Source organism: Arthrobacter sp. PM3, assembly GCF_003352915.1.
Lineage (GTDB): Bacteria > Actinomycetota > Actinomycetes > Actinomycetales > Micrococcaceae > Arthrobacter.
In genome coordinates this window covers 3,646,961-3,669,577 of the sequence record NZ_CP022314.1, presented here as the reverse complement: position 1 = coordinate 3,669,577, position 22,617 = coordinate 3,646,961, and the positions used below count along the sequence as shown (strand labels likewise).

Here is a 22,617-nt window from a genome sequence, read left to right as displayed (position 1 = left end):
CAATATGGAATTAGCTGAAAGGCGCTAGGAGTCGGCGCCGGTACTGAACCGCATAAGCAGGCCGAGGGCAATGATCACAACGCCCCACGTGATGCCGAGGACGATTGTGAAGCGGTTCAGGTTCCGCTCCGCGACGCCGGAGGAGCTCAGCCCGGAACTCATGCCGCCGCCGAACATGTCGGACAGGCCGCCTCCGCGTCCCTTGTGGAGCAGGATAAGCAACGTCAGCAGGAGGCTGGTGATGCCCAGGAGGACCTGCAGAATGACATGAAGAACGTCCACGACGGCCTTTCAGAAGTGTTGGATTGCGGGGGCCACAGCTGCGTCCGGACTAATCCGTCACCAGGTGACTCTCGAACCTGACAATATTAGCAAACTCGGCCGCGTCCAGGCTGGCACCGCCGACCAGCAGGCCGTCGACGTCGCGCTCTTTAAGGATCGCGGCAGCGTTGTTCGCCTTCACCGAGCCGCCGTAGAGCAGCCGGGTCTTGGCGGCCGTGTCGGCGCCGAACAGGGCGGTCAGTTCGGCGCGGATCGCGGCGCACATTTCCTGTGCGTCCTCCGGTCCGGCGACCTCGCCGGTGCCGATGGCCCAGACGGGTTCGTAGGCGACGACAAGTTCGGCGGCCTGCTCGGGGGTGAGGCCTTCGACGCCGGCGCGCAGCTGGGCCAGGGTGTGGTCCACGTGGGTGCCGGCCTGCCGGATCTCGAGGCCTTCGCCGACGCAGAGCACCGGGGTGATGCCATGCCGGAAGGCGGCCTTGGTCTTGGCGTTCAGGGTTTCGTCGGACTCGTTGTGTATGGTGCGGCGTTCGCTGTGGCCCACCAGCACGTAGCCGCAGCCCAGCTTGGCGAGGAACTGACCGGAGATGTCACCGGTGTAGGCGCCGGAGTCGAACTGGGACAGGTCCTGGCCGCCGTAGACGACCTCGAGCTCGTCGCCCTGGACGAGGGTCTGGACGCCGCGGAGATCCGTGAACGGCGGGAAGACGGCAACCTCGACCCGGCTGTAGTCGTGCTTGGCGTCGGACAGGGTCCAGGCCAGCTTCTGCAGGAGGGTGATGCCCTGGACGTGGTCCATGTTCATCTTCCAGTTGCCGGCGATGAAGGGCTTACGGTCGAATTTTCCGTTGGTTGACGTGGTCACGTGGTCTCCAAGAGTTCTTGTCGTATGAGCAGCCGGCAGGGTGCCCGCTTCCTTGCGGAGGGGCGCCCTGCCAGCTGGTTTGCCTGGCGGCCGTGCGGGCGCGGCCGGGCTGGTGGCGGCCGGTGCTGCTAGCGGTCCAGTACGCTCAGGCCCGGGAGTTCCTTGCCTTCAAGGTACTCCAGGCTGGCGCCGCCGCCGGTGGAAATGTGGCCGAACTGGTCATCGGCGAAGCCGAGGGTCCGGACCGCGGCCGCCGAGTCCCCGCCGCCGACCACCGTGAACGCGTCCGTCTCGGTCAGCGCCTGGGCGATGGCCCGGGTGCCGCCGGCGAAGGCCGCGAATTCGAACACGCCCATGGGACCGTTCCAGAACACCGTTTTGGCGCTCTTGATGCGGTCCGCGAAGGCAGCTGCGGAGTCCGGTCCGATGTCCAGGCCGATGCCCTGGGCGCCGAAGCTGCTCGACTCAATGGCGTCGGCGGCGACGGTCTCGTGTTCGGCGTCGGCCGCGAACTTGCTGGCCACGACGACGTCGGTGGGCACGATAAACCCGGTTCCGGCGTCCGCGGCCCGCTTCAGGTATTCCTGGACCACCGGGATCTGGTCCTCTTCGAGGAGGCTGCCGGCTACCTTGTGGCCTGCGGCGGCGAGGAAGGTGAAGAGCATGCCGCCGCCCACCAGGATCGTGTCCGCCTTGCCGATCAGGTTGTCGATCACGGCAAGCTTGTCGGAGACCTTGGAGCCGCCGAGGACCACCACGTAGGGCCGCTGGGTGTCGGTAGTGAGCTTGCGCAGTACCTCGACCTCCGTGCGGACGAGGTCGCCCTGGTACGACGGCAGCCGGGTGGCGACGTCGTACACGCTGGCGTGCTTGCGGTGCACGGCGCCGAAGGCGTCATCCACGAAGGCACCGTCGCCGCCGGTGAGGGCGACGAGCTCGTCCGCGAAGGCGCCGCGTTCGGCGTCGTCCTTGGACGTTTCCCGGGCGTCGAAACGCACGTTTTCCAGGATCAGCACTTCGCCGTCCTGCAGGGCGGCGGCGAGTTCCCTGGCCGACTCGCCGACGGTGTCGGCGGCGAGGGTGACCTTGAAACCGGCAAGCTCGGCCAGGCGCGCAGCGGCGGGCTTGAGCGAGTACTTGTCCTCGGGGGCGCCCTTCGGGCGGCCCAGGTGTGCTGTGACCAGCACGCGGGCACCGGCGTCCGTGAGCTTCGCCAGCACTGGCAGGGAGGCCTTGATGCGGCCGTCGTCAGTCACTGTAGAGCCGTCGAGCGGCACGTTCAGGTCACTTCTGACCAGAACGTACCGCCCGCGGACACCATCAGCGATCAGTTCGTTGAGGGTGTGGAATGTCATGTGTCTTACCCTAGCCCAGCTTGGACGCGACAAGCTCCGTGAGGTCCACGAGGCGGTTGGAGTAGCCCCATTCGTTGTCATACCAGGACACAACCTTGACCTGGTTGCCGATCACCTTGGTCAGGCCGGAGTCGAAGATCGAGGATGCCGGGTCGCCGACGATGTCGGAGGAGACGATCGGCTCGTCGGTGTAGGTCAGCAGGCCCTTGAGCGCGTCGGTCTCGGAGGCGGCCTTGAGGGCGGCGTTGACTTCCTCGACGGTGGTTTCGCGGGAGACGGTGACGGTCAGGTCCGTGGCGGAGCCGGTGGGGACGGGGACGCGGATCGCGTAGCCGTCGAGCTTGCCCTTGAGCTCCGGCAGGACCAGGCCGATTGCCTTGGCCGCACCCGTGGAAGTGGGGACCATGTTGATGGCGGCGGCGCGGGCGCGGCGGAGGTCGTTGTGCGGGCCGTCCTGCAGGTTCTGGTCGGCGGTGTACGCGTGGACGGTGGTCATGAGGCCGCGCTCGATGCCGAAGGCGTCGTTGACCACCTTGGCCAGCGGGCCGAGGCAGTTGGTGGTGCAGGAGGCGTTGGAGATGATGTGGTGCGCAGCGTTATCGTACAGGGCGTCGTTGACGCCCATGACGATCGTGATGTCCTCGCCGGAGGCGGGGGCGGAGATCAGGACCTTCTTGGCCCCGGCGTCGATGTGCTTCTGCGCGTCGGCGGCCTTGGTGAAGAAGCCGGTGGACTCGATGACGATATCGACGCCGAGCTCGCCCCAGGGCAGCTTGGCGGGGTCGCGTTCGGCGAGGACCTTCACGGTCTTGCCGTCGACGACGATGTTGCCGTCCTTGACCTCGATGGTTTCCGCCAGGCGTCCGCCCACGGAGTCGTACTTGAAGAGGTGAGCGAGGGCTTCCGGGCTGGTGAGGTCGTTGACCGCAACGATCTCGAGGTCTGCGCCCTGTGCGAGGGCGGCGCGGAAGTAGTTGCGGCCGATACGGCCAAAGCCGTTGATGCCAATACGGGTCGTCACGTTTTCAGTCTCCTTGGTGCTCTTGCGAGCACGACTAGTTGAGAAGGCGTTCAAGCCAACTAACAGATCCCGCACGCCATTGGGCAGAGATAATTACCAGATCGGAGGACGACCAGCCACGTTGCTGAAGGCTAACCGCCTTCCGTGATCCATCTTACGTTTAACTTGGACTGCCCCCGCAACTGCGGGGGCAGTCCGTCCACATTTCGGGCCGCGCGGCCCGTAATGTGAGGTTTGTTACAAACAGGAGTCGGCCCTGTCACACGTGGTGCCCGGCCGACGGCCGTGAACCAGCGCGTGAACCGGCGTGACCTAGAGCGTGATGAGACCCGTCGCGTTCTTGCGGGCGGCGTCGAAGCGCTTGGCGACGTCGGCCCAGTTCACGATGTTCCAGAAGGCCTTGACGTAGTCAGCCTTGACGTTGACGTAGTCCAGGTAGAAGGCGTGTTCCCACATGTCGAGCATCAGCAGCGGCGTGGTGCCGAGCGCGACGTTGCCCTGCTGGTCGTAGAGCTGCTCGATGACGAGGTTGCCGCCGATGGGCTCGTAGGCCAGGAAGCCCCAGCCGGAACCCTGCAGGCCCAGCGCCGCAGCGCTGAACTGGGCACGGAAAGCGTCAAACGAGCCGAAGGCGTCGTCGATGGCCGCAGCGAGCTCGCCTTCGGGCTTGTCGCCGCCGTCCGGGGAGAGGTTCTTCCAGAAGACGGAGTGGTTGATGTGGCCGCCGGTGTGGAACGCGAGGTCCTTGGAAAGGCGGTTGATGTTGGCGAAGTCGCCCTTTTCACGCGCTTCGGCCAGCTGGGCGAGGGCGTTGTTGGCGCCGGCCACGTAGGCCGCGTGGTGCTTGCTGTGGTGCAGCTCCATGATTTTCGCGGAGATGTGCGGCTCCAGCGCGGCGTAGTCGTAGTCGAGCTCAGGCAGTACGTACTCGGTCACAAAATCCTCCAATGTAGTGGACGGGACGTCCGGTTTGGTAAATCTCGGATTGTGCATCCGGATGCTGGGCATCCGGAAGATTTTGGCGGTTCCGCTGTCGATTCTAGGGGCGGACTAATCGTCGAGCATTTCCGGCGTCACATTGGCCTCCGTGCCCGGAATGCCGAGGTCCTGGGCACGTTTGTCTGCCATGGCAAGGAGCCGGCGGATCCGCCCGGCAATGGCATCTTTGGTCATGACGGGGTCGGCCAGGCGGCCGAGTTCGTCCAGGCTGGCCTGTTTGTGTGCCACCCGCAGTTCGCCGGCGTACTTGAGGTGGTCGGGTACGTCGTCGCCGAGGATTTCCAGGGCGCGGTCCACCCGGGCGCCGGCTGCGACGGCGGCCTGTGCGGAGCGGCGCAGGTTGGCGTCGTCGAAGTTCGCGAGCCGGTTGGCGGTGGCCCGGACTTCCTTGCGCATGCGCCGTTCCTCCCAGACCATGAGCGCATCGTGGGCCCCCATCCGGGTCAGCAGCGCGGCGATCGTGTCGCCGTCGCGGATCACGACGCGGTCCACTCCCCTGACTTCGCGGGCTTTGGCCTGGATGCCGAGCCGGCGGGCGGCGCCGACGAGGGCGAGGGCGGATTCGGGGCCGGGGCAGGTAACCTCCATCGCGGAGGAACGGCCGGGCTCAGTGAGGGAGCCGTGGGCCAGGAAGGCGCCGCGCCAGACGGCCTCGGCATCCGCCGCGGACCCGTTGACCACCACGGAAGGCAGGCCCCGGACCGGGCGGCCGCGGGCGTCCAGGAGGCCGGTCTGGCGGGCGAGGGCCTCGCCGTCGCGGACCACGCGCACCACGTAGCGGCTGCCGCGGCGCAGGCCGCCGCCGGAGACAACGATGATTTCGCTCTGGTGTCCGTAGACTTCCGCGATCGCTGCACGCAGCCGCCGGGCGGTGGAGGCGAGGTCGACCTCGGCCTCGATGACGATCCGGCCGGAAATGATGTGCAGTCCGCCCGCGAAGCGGAGCATGGCCGATACCTCGGCCTTGCGGACCGAGGACTTCTTAATATCCAGACGGGAAAGTTCTTCCTTGACTGATGCTGTCAGTGCCATGGCACCTTTCCTAACTGTTCCCGAAAATATCGTGGTACGCCGTCGCCAGCCGCAACGGATCGTGGACCGGACGGCGACCAGACGCCCCCACTTTACCCAAGACCACCTCGGCACCGAGCATTCCGGCCGCCCGCTCAAAGTCGGGCATGTCCTGCACCGATGCCGGATCGGCGAGCACGACGTCGACCGTGAACTCCGGCGCGTAGTCCCGCAGCACCCGGAGGTGGTCTGCCGCGCTCATGCCGGCGGTCTCCTTGGTGTCGGTGGCGAGGTTCATGGTCAGGCAGCGCCGGGCGGCGGTGTTGCAGAGGGCCTCGCGCATTTCCGGGAGCAGCAGGTGCGGCAGGACGGAGGTATACCAGGAGCCCGGGCCCAGGACGACCCAGTCGGCCAGCTCGATCGCAGTCAGCGCCTCCAGGCAGGCCGGGGCGTTCTCGGGCAGGAGCCGGACGTGCTCCAGGGACCCGGCCACGGCGCACCTGGCCTGGCCCGTCAGGGTCTGCAGTGCGGTGGTGCCGTCGGGGGCCGTGATCCGGACCTGGCCTTCGATGGTCAGCGGGATGCTGGACATCGGCAGGACTTCACCGCGGGCGCCGAGCAGGGCGCCGGCCCATTTGAGGCCGGCGACCGTGTCGCCCAGGAGTTCCCAGAGGGTGACGATGAGGAGGTTGCCCATGGCGTGCTCGTCCAGGGACCCGCCGCGGCCCTTGCCCGGGGCGAAGCGGTGCTGCATGACGTCGCGCCAGGTGCGGCCCCAGTCGGTGTCGTCGCACAGTGCCGACAGGGCCATGCGGAGGTCCCCGGGCGGCAGGACGCCGTACTCTTCACGGAGCCGGCCGGAAGACCCGCCGTCGTCCGCGACGGTGACGATCGCGGTGAGTTCGGAGGTGAGCAGGCGAAGGGCGGACAGTGAGGCGGAGAGGCCGTGTCCGCCGCCGAGCGCCACCACGGAGGGGCCCTTGTCCTGCTGGCTGGCGAACGCCGCGCTGGCGGGCGGGACGAGGGGCAGCGGGCCGGTCAGGAGCGCCATTATTCGCGGCCCAGGTCCCGGTGCGTGGTGGTCACGGTGACCCGCGGGTATTGCGCCAGCCGCCGGGAGAGTTCGACGGCGACCGCGACCGAGCGGTGTTTGCCGCCGGTGCAGCCGACGGCGATGGTGGCGTAGTGCTTGTTCTCCCGCCGGTACCCGTCCAGGACCGGTTCCAGGGCCAGGACGTACCGTTCCACGAAGTCGCTGACGCCCTGGGCTTCGAGGACGTAGTCGCTGACATCCTTGTCCAGCCCGGTGTGCGGGCGCAGTTGCGGCACCCAGTGCGGGTTGGGGATGAACCGCGCATCGGCCACGAAGTTGGCGTCCACCGGCAGCCCGTACTTGAAGCCGAAGCTCATGACGTTCAGGCGCAGCGCGACCGGGCCGGTCTCGCTGAACAGTTCCGTGATGGCGGTGGCCAGCCCGTGGACGTTGAGGGCGGACGTGTCCAGGACGATGTCGGCCGTGTCCTTCAGGTCGCGGACGAGTTCGCGTTCGGCGGCGATGCCGTCCAGGATCCGGCCGCCGCCCTGCAGCGGGTGGGGCCGGCGGCCCTGTTCGAAGCGGCGGACCAGGACACCGTCGTTGGCGTCGAGGAACAGGACCCGGAAGCTCACACCGGTCGCTTCCAGGGCGCGGAGGGCCGTGCGCATGTCCGCGAACAGTTCCTTGCTCCGGACGTCCATGACGACGGCAAGCTTCGACATCGAGTGCGGTGTGCGCGACACCAGTTCCGCGAGCGTGCCGAGCATCTGCGGCGGAAGGTTCTCCACGACGTACCAGCCGTGGTCCTCCAGGGCATCCGAGGCGGTGCTCCGGCCGGCTCCGGACATGCCGGTCACTACGAGCAGTTCCGCCTCGACGGGTTTGACGGGTGTCATGCCGTCCGTTTCCGTCCCGGATCCTGCCGTCGAGTCTGCCATCAGTGAAGCCCCATCTCTGCCTGTGCGGTCTGCTGTCGCGGTCAGGTCACCGCCGGGCGGCCGTGAGGCCGCGGGCGTGCCGTTTCCAAGTCTTTACCCTAGCTAAGTTTGGCGGTGCTAGCTAAGTTTCGAGGATTTCGCCGGTGGTCATGTTGATGGCCGGGACGGTGACAGCCTCGTCGGCGGCACCGGCGCCGCCGGAGTCGAAGTGCCGGACGATTGCGGCGGCCAGGGACGGGCCGATCCCCCTGGCTCCGGTGAGTTCCTCCGCCGTCGCCGCCTTGATGCCTTTGAGGGAACCGAATTCGGCCAGGAGGGCCTTGCGTTTGGACGCCCCGAGTCCGGGCACGCCGTCGAGCGCGGAAACGGTCATGGCCTTGCCGCGTTTTTGCCGGTGGAAGGTGATGGCGAAGCGGTGGGCCTCGTCACGGATGCGCTGCAGCAGGTACAGGCCGGCCGAGGCCCGGGGCAGGATCACCGGGAAGTCGCTGTCCGGCAGCCACACTTCCTCGAGGCGTTTGGCGAGCCCGACCACGTAGACGTCCTCGACGCCGAGTTCGGCCAGGGCCCGGGCGGCGGCGTTGACCTGGGGCTTGCCGCCGTCGACGACGACGAGGTTGGGGGGGTAGGCGAATTTGCTGCGCGGTGCCGGGGTGGTGGAGTCCGCGACCGCGGCCGCCGTGGCCGCTTCGAGGGCGGCCTGGCGGGCCGGTTTCGCCGCGGCGGCCGCGTGCTCGGCCTTCTCGTCGAGATAGTGCCGGAACCGGCGGGTCAGGACGTCGTGCATGGCCGCGGTGTCGTCGGTAGCGGCCGCTCCGGTAACCGAGAACTTGCGGTAGTCGGACTTCTTCGGCAGGCCGTCTTCGACCACGACCATGGAACCGACCACGTTGGTGCCCTGGACGTGGGAGATGTCGAAGCATTCGATCCGGAGCAGCGCCACGGGCAGCTCAAGCGCCTCCTGGAGTTCCTGCAGCGCCTGGGACCGCATGGTCAGGTCACCGGCGCGCCGGGACTTGTGGAGCTTGAGGGCGTGCTCGGCGTTCTCGCGGACGGTGGACAGGAGCGCCGCCTTGTCGCCGCGCCGGGGAACCCGGACGTCCACCCGGGCCCCGCGCAGGCCGCTGAGCCACTGCGCGAGTTCGTCGGCGTTGCTGGGCTCGGCGGGCACCAGGACCTCCCGCGGCAGCCTGCCCTGGAGGCCGGCTTCGTCGCCGTAGACCTGCTGGAGCAGGTGTTCGAGGAGTTCCGGGGTGGTGGAGTCCTCGACTTTTTCCACGACCCAGCCGCGCTGGCCGCGGATCCGGCCGCCGCGGACGTGGAAGACCTGGACGGCGGCTTCGAGTTCGTCCTCGTGCAGGGCGAAGACGTCGGCGTCCGTACCCTCGGCGAGGACCACCGCGTTGCGTTCGAAGACCTTCTTGAGTGCCACGATGTCGTCCCGCAGGCGGGCGGCGCGCTCGTAATCGAGTTCGGCGACGGCGGCGGCCATCTCCTTCTCCAGCCGGTTGACGAACGGCTTGGCCTCGCCGCCCATGAAGGTGCAGAAGTCCTCGGCGAGGGCGCGGTGGTCCTCGGCGGAGATCCGCCCGACGCAGGGTGCGGCGCACTTGTCGATGTAGCCCAGCAGGCAGGGCCGGCCGCTGGCTTCGGCGCGTTTGAGGACGCCGGCGCTGCAGCTGCGCACCGGGAAGACCCGCAGCAGGGTGTCCATGGTCTCACGGATGGCACCGGCGGTGTACGGGCCGAAGTACCGGGTGCCCTTGCGCCGGTCCCCGCGCAGCACCTGCACGCGCGGGTACTTCTCCCCCATCGTGACGGCGAGGTACGGGTAGCTCTTGTCGTCCCGGAACATCACGTTGAACCGCGGCGCGAATTCCTTGATCCAGGTGTATTCGAGCTGCAGTGACTCGAGCTCGCTGCCGACCACGGTCCATTCGACGCTGCTGGCCGTGTGCACCATGGCGTAGGTCTTCGGCATCAGCCCCGCAGGGTTGGCGAAGTACGAGTTCAGGCGGGAGCGGAGGTTCTTGGCCTTGCCGACATAGATGACCCGGCCGTGCGGGTCGCGGAAGCGGTACACGCCCGGATTGGTCGGAATTTCACCCGTCTGGGGTCGGTAACTCGCTGGATCTGCCACTGTCCAAGTCTACTTAGTTCGATGCGTCCGGGCCTGGCCGCCGCCGTGCGCGCCAGGCCGGGCCCGGGGTTATTCGGCCGATTTGCTCTGGTTGTAGCTCGCGGACCGCTGCTGGCCGCTCAGTTCCGCGATCGCATCCATGATGCGGTCGGTGACCTCGCGACGCGCGGGCAGCGAGTGGTCCGGACCCGTCTTGTCAAAGTACAGCGGCTCGCCGACCTTCATGGTGAAGTGCTGCGGCCGGACCTTGTTGCTGTCCGCGGGCTGCAGGTGCTCTGTGCCGATCAGGCCCACCGGGATCACCGGCGCGCCCGTGGTGAGGGCGAGCCAGCCGACGCCGGTGCGGCCGCGGTACAAAATTCCGTCGCGCGAGCGGGTGCCTTCGGGGTAGATGCCCACCCCCTTGCCGGAGTCGAGAATGTCCAGCAGCGTCTTCAACGCCTGGACACTGGCGGCCTGCTCGCCGCGCTCCACAGGGATGGAGCCCACAGCCTCGAAGAAAGACTTCATCACCTTGCCCTTGACCCCGCCGGTGGTGAAGTACTCGGCCTTCGCAAAGAACGCAACCGGGCGCGGCATGAGGGCCTGGACGATCACGCTGTCCAGGAACGAGAGGTGGTTGGGGGCCACGATGAACGGACCGTCCTTGGGCACATTGTCCAGGCCGATGACCGTCGGACGGCACGTGGAGGATATGAGCCCGCGCGTGGTCCAGCGGATTGCGTCAAACATTGCCATCGGTGTGCACCTCGTTCAGGGCTGTGGTCCCCGGGCGTTCGGAGAGTCTGGTGATCGTCGTGTGAAGCGCCGCGGTGTCCTGCACGATCTCGACGGCGCCCGCCGCCTGCAGTTCGCCGTCGGGCGCAAAGCCCCAGCCTACGCCGATGCAGCCCAATCCGTTGGCAGCGGCACCCGCGACGTCCTGCGCCCGGTCCCCCACCATCACGGCCCGGGCGGCCGTCGCGGGGACGACGCCGGCGAGGTCCGAGAGCGCGGCGGCGACGATCCCGGCCTTGCCGGCGGCCGCGGCCTCCGGTCCCGTGCCCGCCTCATCGGTGGCGGAGCCGCGGATGCTGTGGAAAAGCCCCGCGATGCCGTGGTGCTCCAGCACGGTCCGGGCAATCCCCTCGGGTTTCTGGGTGGCGACGGCGATGGGCCGCCCGGCGGCGACGAAGCCCTCCAGGAGTTCACGGATGCCCGGGTAGAGCCGGCTCTGCGCGATCCCGGTGGCCTTGTAGTGGCCGCGGTAGATCCGGATGACGTCGCCGACCAGCGAGGCAGGCACGCCGGCGATGTCGCTGAGCGCGTGGCTCAGCTTGGGGCCGACCATCTCGTTCATCCGGGCCGGCCCCGGGACGGGCAGCCCGAGTTCGGTGAGGGCCGCGGCGATCCCGCCCGTGATTCCCCCGGCCGGATCGACAAGAGTGCCGTCGAGGTCGAAGATTACGGGCACTGTTGTATGCGTCACCGGCTTAGTTTCTCACGAGTGCGCGGATGCCAGAAATTCGCATGCCCGTTCAGGAATACATCAGGCGAGGAGCTCCGAAAGGAACGTGGCCGTGTGGCTCTCGCCCGACGCGGCGACTTGTTCCGGCGTGCCGGAGGCGACGATCCGGCCGCCGCCGGAGCCGCCGTCGGGTCCAAGGTCCACGATCCAGTCGGCGCTCTTGATGACGTCCAGGTTGTGCTCGATCGTGATCACCGTGTTGCCCTTGTCCACGAGGCCCTGGAGCACCATGAGGAGCTTGCGGATGTCCTCGAAATGCAGGCCCGTGGTGGGCTCGTCGAGGACGTACACGCTGCGCCCGTTGGAGCGTTTCTGGAGCTCGGCCGCGAGCTTCACACGCTGGGCCTCGCCGCCGGAGAGCGTTGTGGCGGGCTGGCCCAGGCGGACGTAGCCAAGGCCGACGTCGACGAGCGTGTTGAGGTGCCGGGCAATCGGGGAGAACGCCGCGAAGAACTCGGCGCCCTCCTCGATCGGCATGTTGAGCACGTCGGCGATGGTCTTGCCCTTGTAGTGGACCTCGAGCGTCTCCCGGTTGTACCGGGCCCCGTGGCACACCTCGCAGGGGACGTAGACGTCGGGCAGGAAGTTCATCTCGATCTTCAGGGTGCCGTCGCCCGAGCAGGCCTCGCAGCGGCCGCCCTTGACGTTGAACGAGAACCGGCCGGGCAGGTAGCCGCGGACCTTGGCCTCGGTGGTCTCGGCGAAGAGCTTCCGGATGTGGTCGAACACGCCCGTGTAGGTGGCCGGGTTGGACCGCGGGGTGCGTCCGATGGGGCTCTGGTCAACGTGCACCACCTTGTCGAGGTGCTCAAGGCCCTGGACGGTCTTGTGCCGGCCGGCGACCTGCTTGGCGCCGTTGAGCTTGTTGGCGAGCACCTTGTAGAGGATCTCGTTGACCAGGGTGGACTTGCCGGATCCGCTGACGCCGGTGACGGCGGTGAAAAGGCCCAGCGGGAAGCTGGCGTCGACGTTGAGGAGGTTGTTCTCTTTGGCCCCAACCACCTTGAGCTCGCGCTTCTTGTCGTATTTGCGCCGCTTCTTCGGGATCTCGATCTTTTTCCGGCCCGCGAGGTAGTCGCCGGTGAGGGAATCCGTGTTCTCCAGCAGCGCCTGGTAGGAGCCCGAGTGGACCACCATGCCGCCGTGTTCGCCGGCGCCGGGTCCGATGTCCACCACCCAGTCGGCTTCGTGGATGGTGTCCTCGTCGTGCTCCACCACGATCAGGGTGTTGCCGAGGTCCCGGAGCCGGGTGAGGGTTTCGATCAGGCGGCGGTTGTCCCGCTGGTGCAGGCCGATGGAGGGCTCGTCCAGGACGTAGAGGACACCCACGAGTCCCGAACCGATCTGGGTGGCCAGGCGGATGCGCTGGGCTTCGCCGCCGGAGAGCGTCCCTGAAGGCCGTTCCAGGTTCAGGTATTCGAGCCCGACGTCGAGGAGGAACGTCAGGCGGGCCTGGATCTCCTTGAGGACCTGGTGGGCGATCTGGGCTTCGCGTCCGGTGAGGACCAGATTGTCGAGGAAGTGCGCGCATTCGCGCATGGGCAGCGCGGCGACCTCGGCGATTGATTTGCCGTTGATCAGCACGGACAGCGAGGCGGGGTTCAGCCGGGCGCCGTTGCAGGCCGGGCACGGGACCTGGCGCATGTATTCCTCGTAACGGTCGCGCGCGGAGTCCGAGTCGGTCTCCCCGTGCTTGCGGTGGACGTACTGTACGACGCCCTCGAAGCCGGTGCTGTACTTGCGTTCGCGGCCGAAGCGGTTGCGGTATTGCACTACCACCTTGTGGTCCTTGCCGTGCAGGACGGTCTTCCGGACGTCGGCGTCGAGTTTTTCCCAGGCCGTGGTCATGGAGAAGCCGAGCTCGTCCGCGAGGCCCGCCAGCAGCCGGTTCCAGTATTCGGTGGTGGCCGTGCCCAGCGACCACGGCGCGATGGCTCCCTCGGAGAGGGACAGCTCCGGGTTGGGGATGATGAGTTCCTCGTCGACCTCCAGGCGGGTACCGATGCCGCTGCAGGCACTGCAGGCGCCGAACGGGTTGTTGAAGGAGAAGGAGCGGGGCTCGATCTCGTCGATGGCGAGGGGGTGCTCGTTGGGGCATGCGAGGTGCTCGGAAAACGCCCGGATGCGTCCCGGGTCCTCCGCCTCGAGGTCGACGAATTCGGCCAGGACGCGGCCTTCGGCGAGGCCGAGGGCAGTTTCCACGGAGTCGGTCAGCCGCTGGCTGATGCCTTCCTTGACCACGAGGCGGTCCACCACCACTTCGATGGTGTGCTTGAACTGCTTGCCCAGCTTGGGCGGGTCGCTGAGCTGGACGAGGTCGCCGTCCACGCGGGCGCGGGAATAGCCCTTGGCGGTAAGTTCCTTGAAGAGGTCAACGAATTCCCCCTTGCGGCCGCGGACCACCGGTGCGAGCACCTGGAAGCGCGTGCCGTCCGGAAGTTCGAGGAGCTGGTCCACGATCTGCTGCGGGGTCTGCTTCGCGACGGGTTCGCCGCAGACGGGGCAGTGCGGCCGGCCCACCCGGGCCCAGAGCAGGCGCATGTAGTCGTAGATCTCGGTGATGGTACCCACGGTGGAGCGCGGGTTCTTGCTCGTGGACTTCTGGTCGATCGACACGGCCGGCGAGAGGCCCTCGATGAAATCGACGTCGGGCTTGTCCACCTGGCCGAGGAACTGGCGGGCATAGGCGGAGAGCGACTCGACGTAGCGGCGCTGGCCTTCGGCGAAGATGGTGTCGAACGCGAGCGAGGACTTGCCGGAGCCGGACAGGCCCGTGAACACGATCATCGCGTCGCGGGGCAGGTCGAGGTCGACGTTGCGGAGGTTGTGCTCGCGCGCGCCCTTGACCACGAGGCGGGTCATGTCCGGGCGTTTCAGCTCGGGACGGGATGTGGCGACGTCCCGGACCGCCTGCGGTTCGGCGGCGGAGTGGATTTCAACGGCTGGATCTTCAGCTACGGCTTTAGGCACGGTTCTAATGCTAATCGAAAACTTCTTCGAAAAACCATTCTGCGTGCGGCCGGCGCCGCCGGGATGTGCTACGGGCGGTCGTAGGCGGCGGCGAGGAGCTGCACGGCCTCGGCGAAACTCGCGCCCTGCGCTTTGGCGGCGGCCGCGAACTCGCCGGCGGCGGCGGTCAGCGTGCTCCAGGCGGCGTCCCGGGCGCAGACCACCGTGCCGTTCCGGCCCCGCGTCACGACTACCCCGGCGGCTTCCAGTTCCTTGTAGGCGCGGGCCACGGTATGGGGCGCCACGCCCAGTTCGCCGGCGAGGCTTCGTACCGCCGGGAGCCTGGTCCCGGGCGGGAGGGTGCCGTTGTCGGCGCGCTCGATCACGTACAGCCGGAGCTGTTCAAAGAGCGGGACCGAGCTGGCCGGGTTGGTCCGCCAGGCACCCGGGAAGCGCTCCCCCGCGGTGTCCGCGGGGCTCACTGTTCCGGCTCCGGCACGGCCTGCACCTGTTCGCGACCGGCGAACTGCGCCTCGTACAAATCCTTGTAGAGGCCGTTCCGGGCGACCAGCTGCTGGTGGGTCCCGTGTTCAACGATCCGTCCGTGGTCCATGACGAGTATTAGATCAGCGTCGCGGACCGTGGACAAACGGTGCGCGATCACGAAGCTCGTGTGACCTTGCCGCAGCCTCTCCATGGCGTGGCGGATCTGCAGTTCGGTGCGGCTGTCCACGGAACTCGTCGCCTCATCCAGTACCAGGATGCTGCGTCCCGCGAGTTGCGCCCGGGCAATCGAGACGAGCTGGCGTTGCCCCCGGCTCAGGGAGTCGCCGTCATTGCCGACCATGGTGTTGTAGCCGGCGGGCAAGGCACGGACAAACTGGTCGACGTGGCTGGCGCGGGCCGCTTGGACGATGTCGGCATCGGTGGCCCCCGGCCGGCCGTATTCGATGTTCTCCCTGATGGTGCCAGTGAACAGCCAGGCGTCCTGCAGGACGGTTCCGAACGTGGACCGGAGCTCGTCGCGCGGGATGGTGGCGATGTCGGCCGAATCGACGAGGATGCGTCCGGAGTCCAGTTCGTAGAAGCGCATCAGGAGGTTCACCACCGTGGTCTTGCCCGCCCCGGTGTGGCCCACGATCGCGACGCTCTGCCCCGGCTCCACGGTGAAGGAAAGATCTTTCACCACGGGCGTGCCGGGACTGTAGCTGAAGCTGACGTTCTCAAAGGTGACGCGCCCGGCCGGACCCGCGTGATCCGGCAGGACATGGGACGACAGAAGATGATCGGGCAGGGCCGGCGTTTCACGTCCGTCGCGGGATGCGTGGCGGTGCGTGGCGGTCCGCGGGCCGGGCGGATGGTGCCGGCCGTTGGATTTGTGCCGCCCGTTGGATTTTTGCAGCGCTTGGATCTTTAGCGCGGCGACCGCGCCGTGAAGCCGGCCGGCGCCGTTGGCCGTCGCCGCCGGAGCGGCGCTGTCCGCCGGGATCTCCGGGGCGTCGAGCAGCTCGAACACGCGTTCCGCGGAGGCAAGGCAGGATTGCAGCAGGGTCAGCATGCCGCCGATCTGGGCCATCGGCTGGCTGAAGAGGCGGGAGAACTGGATGAAGGCCTGGATGCCGCCGATCGTCAGGGCCCCGGCGGTCACCTGGAGCGCTCCCACGACCGCCACTGCCACGTAGTTGAGGTTGGAGACAAAGACCATGAGGGGCTGCACGACGCCGGAAATGTACTGGGCGCGGGTGCTGGAGCGGGTGAGCTTGTCGTTGAAGTCCCGGAAGCTCGCCGCGGAGGCCTCCTGCCGGCCGAAGGCTTTCACCACTTCATGCCCGGTGAAGAATTCTTCGAGTTGAGCGTGCAGGGCCCCGGTGCTGCTCCACTGTTCGGTGAAGTGGGCCTGCGAATGCCGTGCCACCAGCACCGTGATCACCGTCGATACCGGCACGGAGAGTATGGCGATCAGTGCCAGCAGGGGTGAGAGCCACAGCATCATGGCCAGGGCGGCCGAGAGCATCAGGACGGACATGATCATCTGGTTCAGGAGCTGGTTGAGGGCCTGGGCGATGTTGTCGACGTCGTTCGTGGCCCGGCTCAGTACGTCGCCGCGGCGCTGCTCCTCGAAGTGGCTGGACGGCAGCACGTGCAGTTTCTTTTCGACAGAGCCGCGGAGCCCATAGCTGACGCGCTGCACGGCGGTGGCGGTCAGCGCGCCCTGGATCCAGCTGAAGAGCGACGCTCCGACATACAGGGCCGAGACCGTGAGCAGACGCCCGGCCAGCTCCGTTTCGTTGAGTGTCCCGCCCATGAAGCCTGCCACCACGACGTCGGTGGCGTCACCCAGGACTTTAGGGGCGGCCACGTTCAGGGTCACGAAGGCGCAGGTGGCCGCGATGACGCCGGCCATCCGCCACTTGAGCGGGCGCAGCAGACCCAGCAACCGGGTGGCCGTCCGCCACCTGGTGTGCTCCGGCGGCCCGGTCGGGGCGCCGGGCGGGGTGCCTGCTGCCTTGCCGCGTCTCACAGGGTTTCCTCCAGCGCCAGCTGGGACGCGGCGATTTCCCGGTAGCTCGGCGAGGACTCCATGAGCTCGCTGTGGGTTCCCTGCGCGACAAGGCGGCCGTCCTCGAGGACCAGGATGAGCCCGGCGTCCACGATCGTCGCCACGCGTTCGGCCACGATCACCACGGTCGCGGAGCGCAGCAGCGGTTCGATCGCGGCGCGGAGCCGGACATCGGTGCCGTAGTCCAGGGCGGAGAAGCTGTCGTCGAAGAGGTAGACCGGGGAGTCCTTCAGCAGCGCCCGGGCGATGCACAGGCGCTGGCGTTCGCCGCCGGAAAAGTTGGTGCCGCCTTGGCTCACGGGGGCGTCGAGGCCAAGCGGGAGGGCACGGACAAACTCGGCAGCCTGGGCGGTTTCCAGCGCCTGCCACAGCTCCGGGCCGCCCGCTCCGGGCGCGCCGATCCTGAGGTTCTCGGCGATGGTGCCGGAAAAGAGGTAGGACTGCTGCGGGACCATGGCAATGAGGCCGCGCAGGACCTCCAGCGGCATGGACCGCACATTGCGTCCGCCAATGCAGATCTCGCCGAAGGTTGCGTCGAGGAAACGGGGCAGCAGGTTCAGCAGGGTCGTCTTGCCGGCGCCGGTCGCGCCGATGATCGCCGTCGTGGTCCCGGGGGCTGCGGTAAACGTGATTCCTTCCAGCACGGGTGCCTCGGCGCCGGGATACGCGAAGGACACGTTCCGGAACTCGACGGTGTTGCCTGTGGCAGGCCCGCCGGACGCGCCTGCCGGCCCGGCGGGGGCTGCGGCGGGACCGGCCGGGTCCGCGATGGACGGGACGGTGTCCAGCACCTCGCGGATCCGTTCGGCGCAGGCCGATGCCCGGGGCGCCGTCATGAACACGTACATCGCCATCATGATGGCGATCAGGATCTGCAGGATGTAGGCCATGAAGGCGGTGAGCGCGCCCAGCCTCATTTCGCCGGCGTCGATCCTGTGGCCGCCGAACCACACCACGCACACGGACGAGAGGTTGACCACCAGCATGATCATCGGCATCATCCCGGCCACCAGCAGGGCCGAGCGCAGGTTGTTCCGGGTGAGGTCCTTGTTGGCGTCGTCGAAACGACGCATTTCGTGGTCCTGCCGGACAAACCCGCGGATGACGTTCGCGCCGATGATCTGCTCGCGCAGCACACGCCCGATCCTGTCCAGGAGCCCCTGGCCCTCGCGGTATAGGGGAATGAGGCGGCGCACAATCACGGTCATGATGAGCGTGAGGATCGGGATGACCGCGACCACGATCCAGGACAGCGCTGCGTCCTGGTGGATGGCCAGGGCGATCCCGCCGATGAAGATGGCGGGGGCCGCAATGAGCATCGTGAAGACCAGGACTGCGAGGTTCTGGATCTGGACGACGTCGTTGGTGGCCCGGGTGAGGAGGCTGTGCGCACCAAAGACGCCGACCTCCTGGGTGGAGAAGGACTGCACCTTCGCGAAGAGCTCCCCGCGCAGCTGGCCGCCGAGCTCCATGGCGACGACTGCGCCAAGGTAGCCGGCGGCGATGGCCGCGGCCACCTGCACGGCGGCGATCCCCGCCATCCAGCCGCCCAGATGGAGGATCTCGGCCGTGTTCCCGGCGATGATGCCGTCGTCGATGATCGCGGCGTTCAGGGTGGGCAGGAGCAGGTTGGCGGTGGTTTGCACGAGCTGCAACACGACAATGGCCAGCACGCTCCCTTTATGCGCGGACAGCAGCCGCGCCATCAGGCCTATAAGCACCGAACCTCCATCGCTTGCCAGGGCCCGGAATAGGAATCAGCCTACCGGCCGCCCCCATACCGCCACGTCATTGTAAGCCCCATCACGGAGTGCTTCGGGTCAACTGGCGCACGCACCGGTCAGCCGCGTTTCTGTGCCACCGCGAAAGTGCGCCGGAACGGGAACACGGTCCCGTGCCGGCTGCCCGGATACGCGGCGTCCAGCCGCGCCGAGTACTCCGCTTCGAACTCACCGGCTTCCTCAGCCGGCAGGGCCGCCAGGACCGGCCTCAGCCCGGTGCCGCGGACCCACTCCAGCACCGGGCTGGGGCCCTGCAGCAGCTGCAGGTAGGTGGTCTCCCAGGCGTCGGCGGCGCACCCGGCGTCGAGCATGATCCCCAGGTATTCGTCCGGTTCGCCCACAACATCGTCATGGCGCAGCACGCCGGCGAGCCGCCCGGCCCAGGCCGGGGATTCGGCGAGCTCCCGCATCAGGGTGTGGGACGGGGCGTTGAAGTTCCCCGGCACCTGAAGCGCGAACCAGGCGCCCGGTTTGAGCGCATCGAGCCATGCCGGCAGCAGGTCGCGGTGCCCGGGCACCCACTGCAGCGCGGCGTTGGTGACCACGACGTCCGTGTCGCCGGAGGGCAGCCAGTGCCCGATGTCGGCCAGCTCGTAGGACAGATTGGCCGTCCCGGCCGCGTGGGCCTCCGCTTTGGCCAGCATTTCCGGCGACGAATCCAGGCCCGTCACGTGCGCCCCGGGCCACCGCTCGGCGAGGGTCGCGGTCAGGTTGCCGGGCCCGCAGCCGAGGTCGACGACATGCCGTGGCGCGTCAGCATGGATCCTGCCCGTCAGGTCAAAGAACGGCCTGTCCCGGTAATCCCCGAACTGCACGTACTTTTCGGGATCCCACTTCACGGTTGCCTCCAGTTCCCGGCGCTGTTGCCCTACCCGAAGCGTAGCCCCGCGTCTCTTTTCGAGCCAAGGCGTCAGCCAAGGAGGCACGCATCCGGCGTGTGCCATGCCCGGGACGCCGGGGCGGGCGGTAACACGGCGCGGGCACTAAGCTGGACAGCAATGAAACTCGTTGATCAGCTCCCCGCCCCGGCCGCCCGCGTTTCCGGCAGGACGGCCCTGGACCCGGACGAGCTCTACACCCGGTTTGTGGAGTGGACCGAGGCCCGCGGGCTGGCCCTCTACACCGCCCAGGACGAGGCCATCATGGAGCTGGCGGCAGGCTCCAACGTCATTCTGGCCACGCCCACCGGCTCCGGGAAGTCCCTGGTGGCCATCGCCGCCCATTTCCAAGCCATGGCCCGCGGGCAACGCAGCTACTACACGGCCCCCATCAAGGCCCTCGTCTCGGAGAAGTTCTTTGCCCTCTGTGAGATCTTCGGGGCCGAAAACGTCGGCATGATCACCGGCGATTCCGGTGTGAACCAGGATGCCCCGATCATCTGCTGCACTGCCGAAATCCTGGCCAATATTGCCCTGCGGGAAGGCTCCGGCGCGGACCTGGGCGCCGTGATCATGGACGAGTTCCACTTCTACTCCGACCCGCAGCGCGGCTGGGCGTGGCAGGTGCCGCTGCTCGAGCTGCCGCAGGCGCAGTTCCTGCTCATGTCCGCCACGCTCGGGGACGTCAGCCGCTTCGAGGAGGGCATCACCGCCCTGACCGGCCGCCCGACGACGACCGTCAGTTCCGCCGAACGCCCCATTCCGCTGCACTACTACTACGAGCAGACCCCGGTGCACGAGACCCTCGAGGAGCTGCTCGCCACCAAGCAGGTCCCGGTCTACGTGGTGCACTTCAGCCAGGTCGAGGCGATCGACCGGGCCCAGAACCTGATGAGCATCAACGTCTGCAGCCGGGAGGAGAAGGACAGGATTGCCGAGCTGATCGCCGGCTTCCGCTTCGCCGCGGGCTTCGGCAAGACGCTCAACCGCCTGGTCCGGCACGGCATCGGCGTCCACCACGCCGGCATGCTGCCCAAGTACCGCCGCCTGGTGGAGCAGCTGGCCCAGGCCGGCTTGCTGAAGGTCATCTGCGGCACAGACACCCTCGGCGTGGGCATCAACGTGCCCATCCGCACCGTGTTGCTGACCGCCCTGAGCAAGTACGACGGCGTGCGCACCCGGCTGCTGAACTCACGGGAATTCCACCAGATCGCCGGACGGGCCGGCCGCGCCGGCTACGACACCGCCGGGACCGTGGTGGTGCAGGCGCCCGAACACGTGACCGAAAACGTTAAGGCGATGGCCAAGGCCACCGCCAAGTTCGGTGACGACCAGAAGAAGCTGCGCCAGGTGGTCAAGAAGAAACCGCCGGAGGGCTTCGTCTCCTGGGGCGAACCGACATACAAGCGGCTCGTGGAATCCGTGCCGGATCCGCTGACATCGAGCTTCACCGTGACGCACGCGATGCTGATGAACCTCATGGAACGCCCCGGCGACCCGTTCCAGGCCGCCCGCCGCCTGCTCACCGAGAACCACGAGCCGCGCGCTTCCCAGCTGCGGCTGATGAAGAAGGCGCTGGGCATCTACCGGGAGCTGCTCGCTGCCGGCGTCGTGGAGCGGATCCCGCCCCACGAACAGGGACCGGACGGCCGCGCGGTGCGGCTCACGGTCCATCTGCAGGCGAACTTCGCCCTCAACCAGCCGCTGTCCCCGTTCGCGCTTGCCGCGCTGGAGCTGCTGGATCCGGAGTCGCCGTCGTACGCCCTGGACGTGGTGTCCGTGATCGAGGCGACCCTCGAAAAGCCGCGGCAGATCCTCTCCGCACAGCAGAAGAAGGCACGCGGCGAAGCCATCGCGGCCATGAAGGCCGACGGCATCGAATACGACCAGCGGATGGCGATGCTCGAGGACGTCACCTACCCGCAGCCGCTCGCCGAGATCCTCGGAGAGGCATTCGACGTCTACCGCAAGGCCGCGCCCTGGGTGGGTGACTTTGAACTGACGCCCAAATCCGTGGTCCGGGACATGTACGAGCGCGCCATGAACTTCGGCGAATTCGTCCAGTTCTACGGGCTGGCCCGTTCGGAAGGGATCGTGCTGCGCTACCTCGCGGACGGTTTCAAGGCCCTCCGCCAGACCGTCCCGCAGGACGCCCTCCGGGAGGACCTCGAGGACCTCATCGCCTGGCTGGGTGAACTGGTCCGGCAAGTGGACTCCAGCCTGCTGGACGAGTGGGAGGAGCTCACGTCCGGCGCCGCTCCCACCCCGCATGACGCTCCCCCGCCCCCGCCGCCGTCCTTGACCTCCAACATCCGCGCCTTCCGGGTGATGGTGCGCAACGAAATGTTCCGCCGGGTGGAACTGTTCGCCGATGAGGCCGCCACCGCCCTGGGCGAGCTCGACGCCGGGTCCGGCTGGGACGCGGAGCGCTGGGAGGATGCCTTGGATGACTACTTCGACGAGCACAACGACATCGGTACCGGGCCCGACGCCCGCGGCCCGGCGCTGCTGATCATTACCGAGCAACCGGCTGTGTGGAAGGTCCGGCAGATCTTCGACGACCCGGCCGGGAACCACGACTGGGGCATCTCGGCCGAGGTGGACCTGGCGGCATCGGACGAGTCCGGGACCGCCGTCGTACGCGTCACGGACGTCAACCGGCTCTAGCCGGCCGCCGGGGAGGCACCGTCGGCGGAGCCCGGCAGGTTCCGGGTCGGTGGCCGCCGAGTAAACTCGAACAATGAGTGTAATCCGGCCCGCCGCGCCTTTTGATGTCCCCGCCATCCTGCAGATGATCCACGACCTCGCCCTCTACGAGAAGGAACCGGACGCGGTCCGGAACACCCCGGAGATGCTCACCGAAGTCCTGTTCGGCGAGAATCCCCGGGTCTTCGCCACCATGGCGGAGAACGCGGCCGGCGAGGTCCGCGGCTTCGCCCTGTGGTTCCTGAACTACTCCACGTGGGAAGGTGTCCACGGGATCTACCTGGAGGACCTCTACGTCAGGCCCGAGGCCCGGGGCGAGGGCCACGGGAAAGCCCTGTTGCAGCACCTGGCCGCGACCGCCGTCGAACGCGGCTACGCCCGGGTCGAGTGGAGCGTCCTGGACTGGAACGAGCCCTCGATCAACTTCTACAAGAAGCTCGGCGCCGCCCCGATGGAGGAATGGTCCACGTTCCGCCTCACCGGCACCGCGCTGGAAGCCTTCGGCGGCGGCCGCACCGGCTCCCACGCGGAGGCCGTCCGTGGCTGACCTTCCCGCGACCGGGTCCACGGCGGCCGCCCTCCTGGAGGC

The 22,617-nt window shown here is 67.8% G+C and carries 18 protein-coding genes; 2 read left to right on the top strand and 16 right to left on the bottom strand.

Annotation, left to right across the window (positions count from 1 at the left end; translation table 11 throughout):
• Nucleotides 1-24: 24 nt before the first annotated feature.
• From secG to CFN17_RS16620, 16 genes are all read right to left on the bottom strand, one after another.
• Nucleotides 25-282, bottom strand: coding sequence for a preprotein translocase subunit SecG (gene secG / locus CFN17_RS16695; protein ID WP_208748844.1), 258 nt, complete (start codon nucleotides 280-282; stop codon nucleotides 25-27).
• A 49-nt stretch (nucleotides 283-331) separates the two neighbouring features.
• Nucleotides 332-1,147, bottom strand: coding sequence for a triose-phosphate isomerase (gene tpiA, locus CFN17_RS16690; RefSeq protein WP_208748843.1), 816 nt, complete (start codon nucleotides 1,145-1,147; stop codon nucleotides 332-334).
• A 128-nt stretch (nucleotides 1,148-1,275) separates the two neighbouring features.
• Complete coding sequence (locus CFN17_RS16685; protein WP_208748842.1) at nucleotides 1,276-2,502, bottom strand: phosphoglycerate kinase; 1,227 nt, start codon at nucleotides 2,500-2,502, stop codon at nucleotides 1,276-1,278.
• Nucleotides 2,503-2,512: 10 nt separating this feature from the next.
• On the bottom strand, nucleotides 2,513-3,523 hold the full coding sequence (gene gap / locus CFN17_RS16680) for a type I glyceraldehyde-3-phosphate dehydrogenase (RefSeq protein ID WP_208748841.1): 1,011 nt from the start codon (nucleotides 3,521-3,523) through the stop codon (nucleotides 2,513-2,515).
• 312 nt (nucleotides 3,524-3,835) lie between these two features.
• Nucleotides 3,836-4,459, bottom strand: coding sequence for a superoxide dismutase (locus CFN17_RS16675; protein WP_028276840.1), 624 nt, complete (start codon nucleotides 4,457-4,459; stop codon nucleotides 3,836-3,838).
• Nucleotides 4,460-4,573: 114 nt separating this feature from the next.
• The gene (whiA, locus tag CFN17_RS16670) at nucleotides 4,574-5,554 is read right to left on the bottom strand and encodes a DNA-binding protein WhiA (RefSeq protein WP_090577741.1); all 981 of its coding nucleotides are present in this window, start codon (nucleotides 5,552-5,554) and stop codon (nucleotides 4,574-4,576) included.
• Between the two features lie 10 nt (nucleotides 5,555-5,564).
• Nucleotides 5,565-6,584 (bottom strand): uridine diphosphate-N-acetylglucosamine-binding protein YvcK, encoded by a 1,020-nt coding sequence (yvcK, locus tag CFN17_RS16665; protein ID WP_208748840.1) that lies wholly within the window; start codon nucleotides 6,582-6,584, stop codon nucleotides 5,565-5,567.
• A complete protein-coding gene (rapZ, locus tag CFN17_RS16660) occupies nucleotides 6,584-7,507 on the bottom strand; it encodes an RNase adapter RapZ (RefSeq protein WP_208748839.1) in 924 nt (307 codons plus the stop codon). Before rapZ ends, yvcK begins: the two co-directional genes overlap by 1 nt.
• 121 nt (nucleotides 7,508-7,628) lie before the next feature.
• Entirely contained in the window at nucleotides 7,629-9,647 is a 2,019-nt protein-coding gene (gene uvrC, locus CFN17_RS16655; RefSeq protein ID WP_208748838.1) for an excinuclease ABC subunit UvrC, read from the bottom strand.
• Nucleotides 9,648-9,716: 69 nt separating this feature from the next.
• Nucleotides 9,717-10,385, bottom strand: coding sequence for a 1-acyl-sn-glycerol-3-phosphate acyltransferase (locus CFN17_RS16650; protein WP_208748837.1), 669 nt, complete (start codon nucleotides 10,383-10,385; stop codon nucleotides 9,717-9,719).
• On the bottom strand, nucleotides 10,372-11,115 hold the full coding sequence (locus tag CFN17_RS16645) for an HAD hydrolase-like protein (protein WP_208748836.1): 744 nt from the start codon (nucleotides 11,113-11,115) through the stop codon (nucleotides 10,372-10,374). Before CFN17_RS16645 ends, CFN17_RS16650 begins: the two co-directional genes overlap by 14 nt.
• Before the next feature lie 60 nt (nucleotides 11,116-11,175).
• Entirely contained in the window at nucleotides 11,176-14,124 is a 2,949-nt protein-coding gene (gene uvrA, locus CFN17_RS16640) for an excinuclease ABC subunit UvrA (RefSeq protein WP_208748835.1), read from the bottom strand.
• 68 nt (nucleotides 14,125-14,192) lie between these two features.
• Complete coding sequence (locus CFN17_RS16635; RefSeq protein ID WP_208748834.1) at nucleotides 14,193-14,585, bottom strand: GntR family transcriptional regulator; 393 nt, start codon at nucleotides 14,583-14,585, stop codon at nucleotides 14,193-14,195.
• The gene (locus tag CFN17_RS16630) at nucleotides 14,582-16,507 is read right to left on the bottom strand and encodes an ABC transporter ATP-binding protein (protein ID WP_208751550.1); all 1,926 of its coding nucleotides are present in this window, start codon (nucleotides 16,505-16,507) and stop codon (nucleotides 14,582-14,584) included. Before CFN17_RS16630 ends, CFN17_RS16635 begins: the two co-directional genes overlap by 4 nt.
• A gap of 113 nt (nucleotides 16,508-16,620) precedes the next feature.
• Complete coding sequence (locus CFN17_RS16625; protein WP_208751549.1) at nucleotides 16,621-18,369, bottom strand: ABC transporter ATP-binding protein; 1,749 nt, start codon at nucleotides 18,367-18,369, stop codon at nucleotides 16,621-16,623.
• A gap of 134 nt (nucleotides 18,370-18,503) precedes the next feature.
• Nucleotides 18,504-19,283, bottom strand: a complete 780-nt coding sequence (locus CFN17_RS16620; protein WP_208748833.1) for a trans-aconitate 2-methyltransferase — start codon at nucleotides 19,281-19,283, stop codon at nucleotides 18,504-18,506.
• A 159-nt stretch (nucleotides 19,284-19,442) separates the two neighbouring features.
• Between CFN17_RS16620 and CFN17_RS16615 the strand changes: the two genes are divergently transcribed.
• Entirely contained in the window at nucleotides 19,443-21,989 is a 2,547-nt protein-coding gene (locus CFN17_RS16615) for an RNA helicase (protein WP_208748832.1), read from the top strand.
• A 73-nt stretch (nucleotides 21,990-22,062) separates the two neighbouring features.
• On the top strand, nucleotides 22,063-22,575 hold the full coding sequence (locus CFN17_RS16610) for a GNAT family N-acetyltransferase (protein ID WP_208748831.1): 513 nt from the start codon (nucleotides 22,063-22,065) through the stop codon (nucleotides 22,573-22,575).
• Nucleotides 22,576-22,617 lie beyond the last annotated feature (42 nt).

Bases quoted from the DNA above. Each gene is read 5' to 3' on its own strand.
- CFN17_RS16630 (WP_208751550.1), bottom strand. From the start codon at position 16,507: ATGGCCGGCGTCATCGCGGCCACCTGCGCCTTCGTGACCCTGAACGTG.
- CFN17_RS16685 (WP_208748842.1), bottom strand. From the start codon at position 2,502: ATGACATTCCACACCCTCAACGAACTGATCGCTGATGGTGTCCGCGGG.
- rapZ (WP_208748839.1), bottom strand. From the start codon at position 7,507: ATGGCAGACTCGACGGCAGGATCCGGGACGGAAACGGACGGCATGACA.
- yvcK (WP_208748840.1), bottom strand. From the start codon at position 6,584: ATGGCGCTCCTGACCGGCCCGCTGCCCCTCGTCCCGCCCGCCAGCGCG.
- CFN17_RS16650 (WP_208748837.1), bottom strand. From the start codon at position 10,385: ATGGCAATGTTTGACGCAATCCGCTGGACCACGCGCGGGCTCATATCC.
- CFN17_RS16615 (WP_208748832.1), top strand. From the start codon at position 19,443: ATGAAACTCGTTGATCAGCTCCCCGCCCCGGCCGCCCGCGTTTCCGGC.
- CFN17_RS16625 (WP_208751549.1), bottom strand. From the start codon at position 18,369: ATGGCGCGGCTGCTGTCCGCGCATAAAGGGAGCGTGCTGGCCATTGTC.
- CFN17_RS16610 (WP_208748831.1), top strand. From the start codon at position 22,063: ATGAGTGTAATCCGGCCCGCCGCGCCTTTTGATGTCCCCGCCATCCTG.
- whiA (WP_090577741.1), bottom strand. From the start codon at position 5,554: ATGGCACTGACAGCATCAGTCAAGGAAGAACTTTCCCGTCTGGATATT.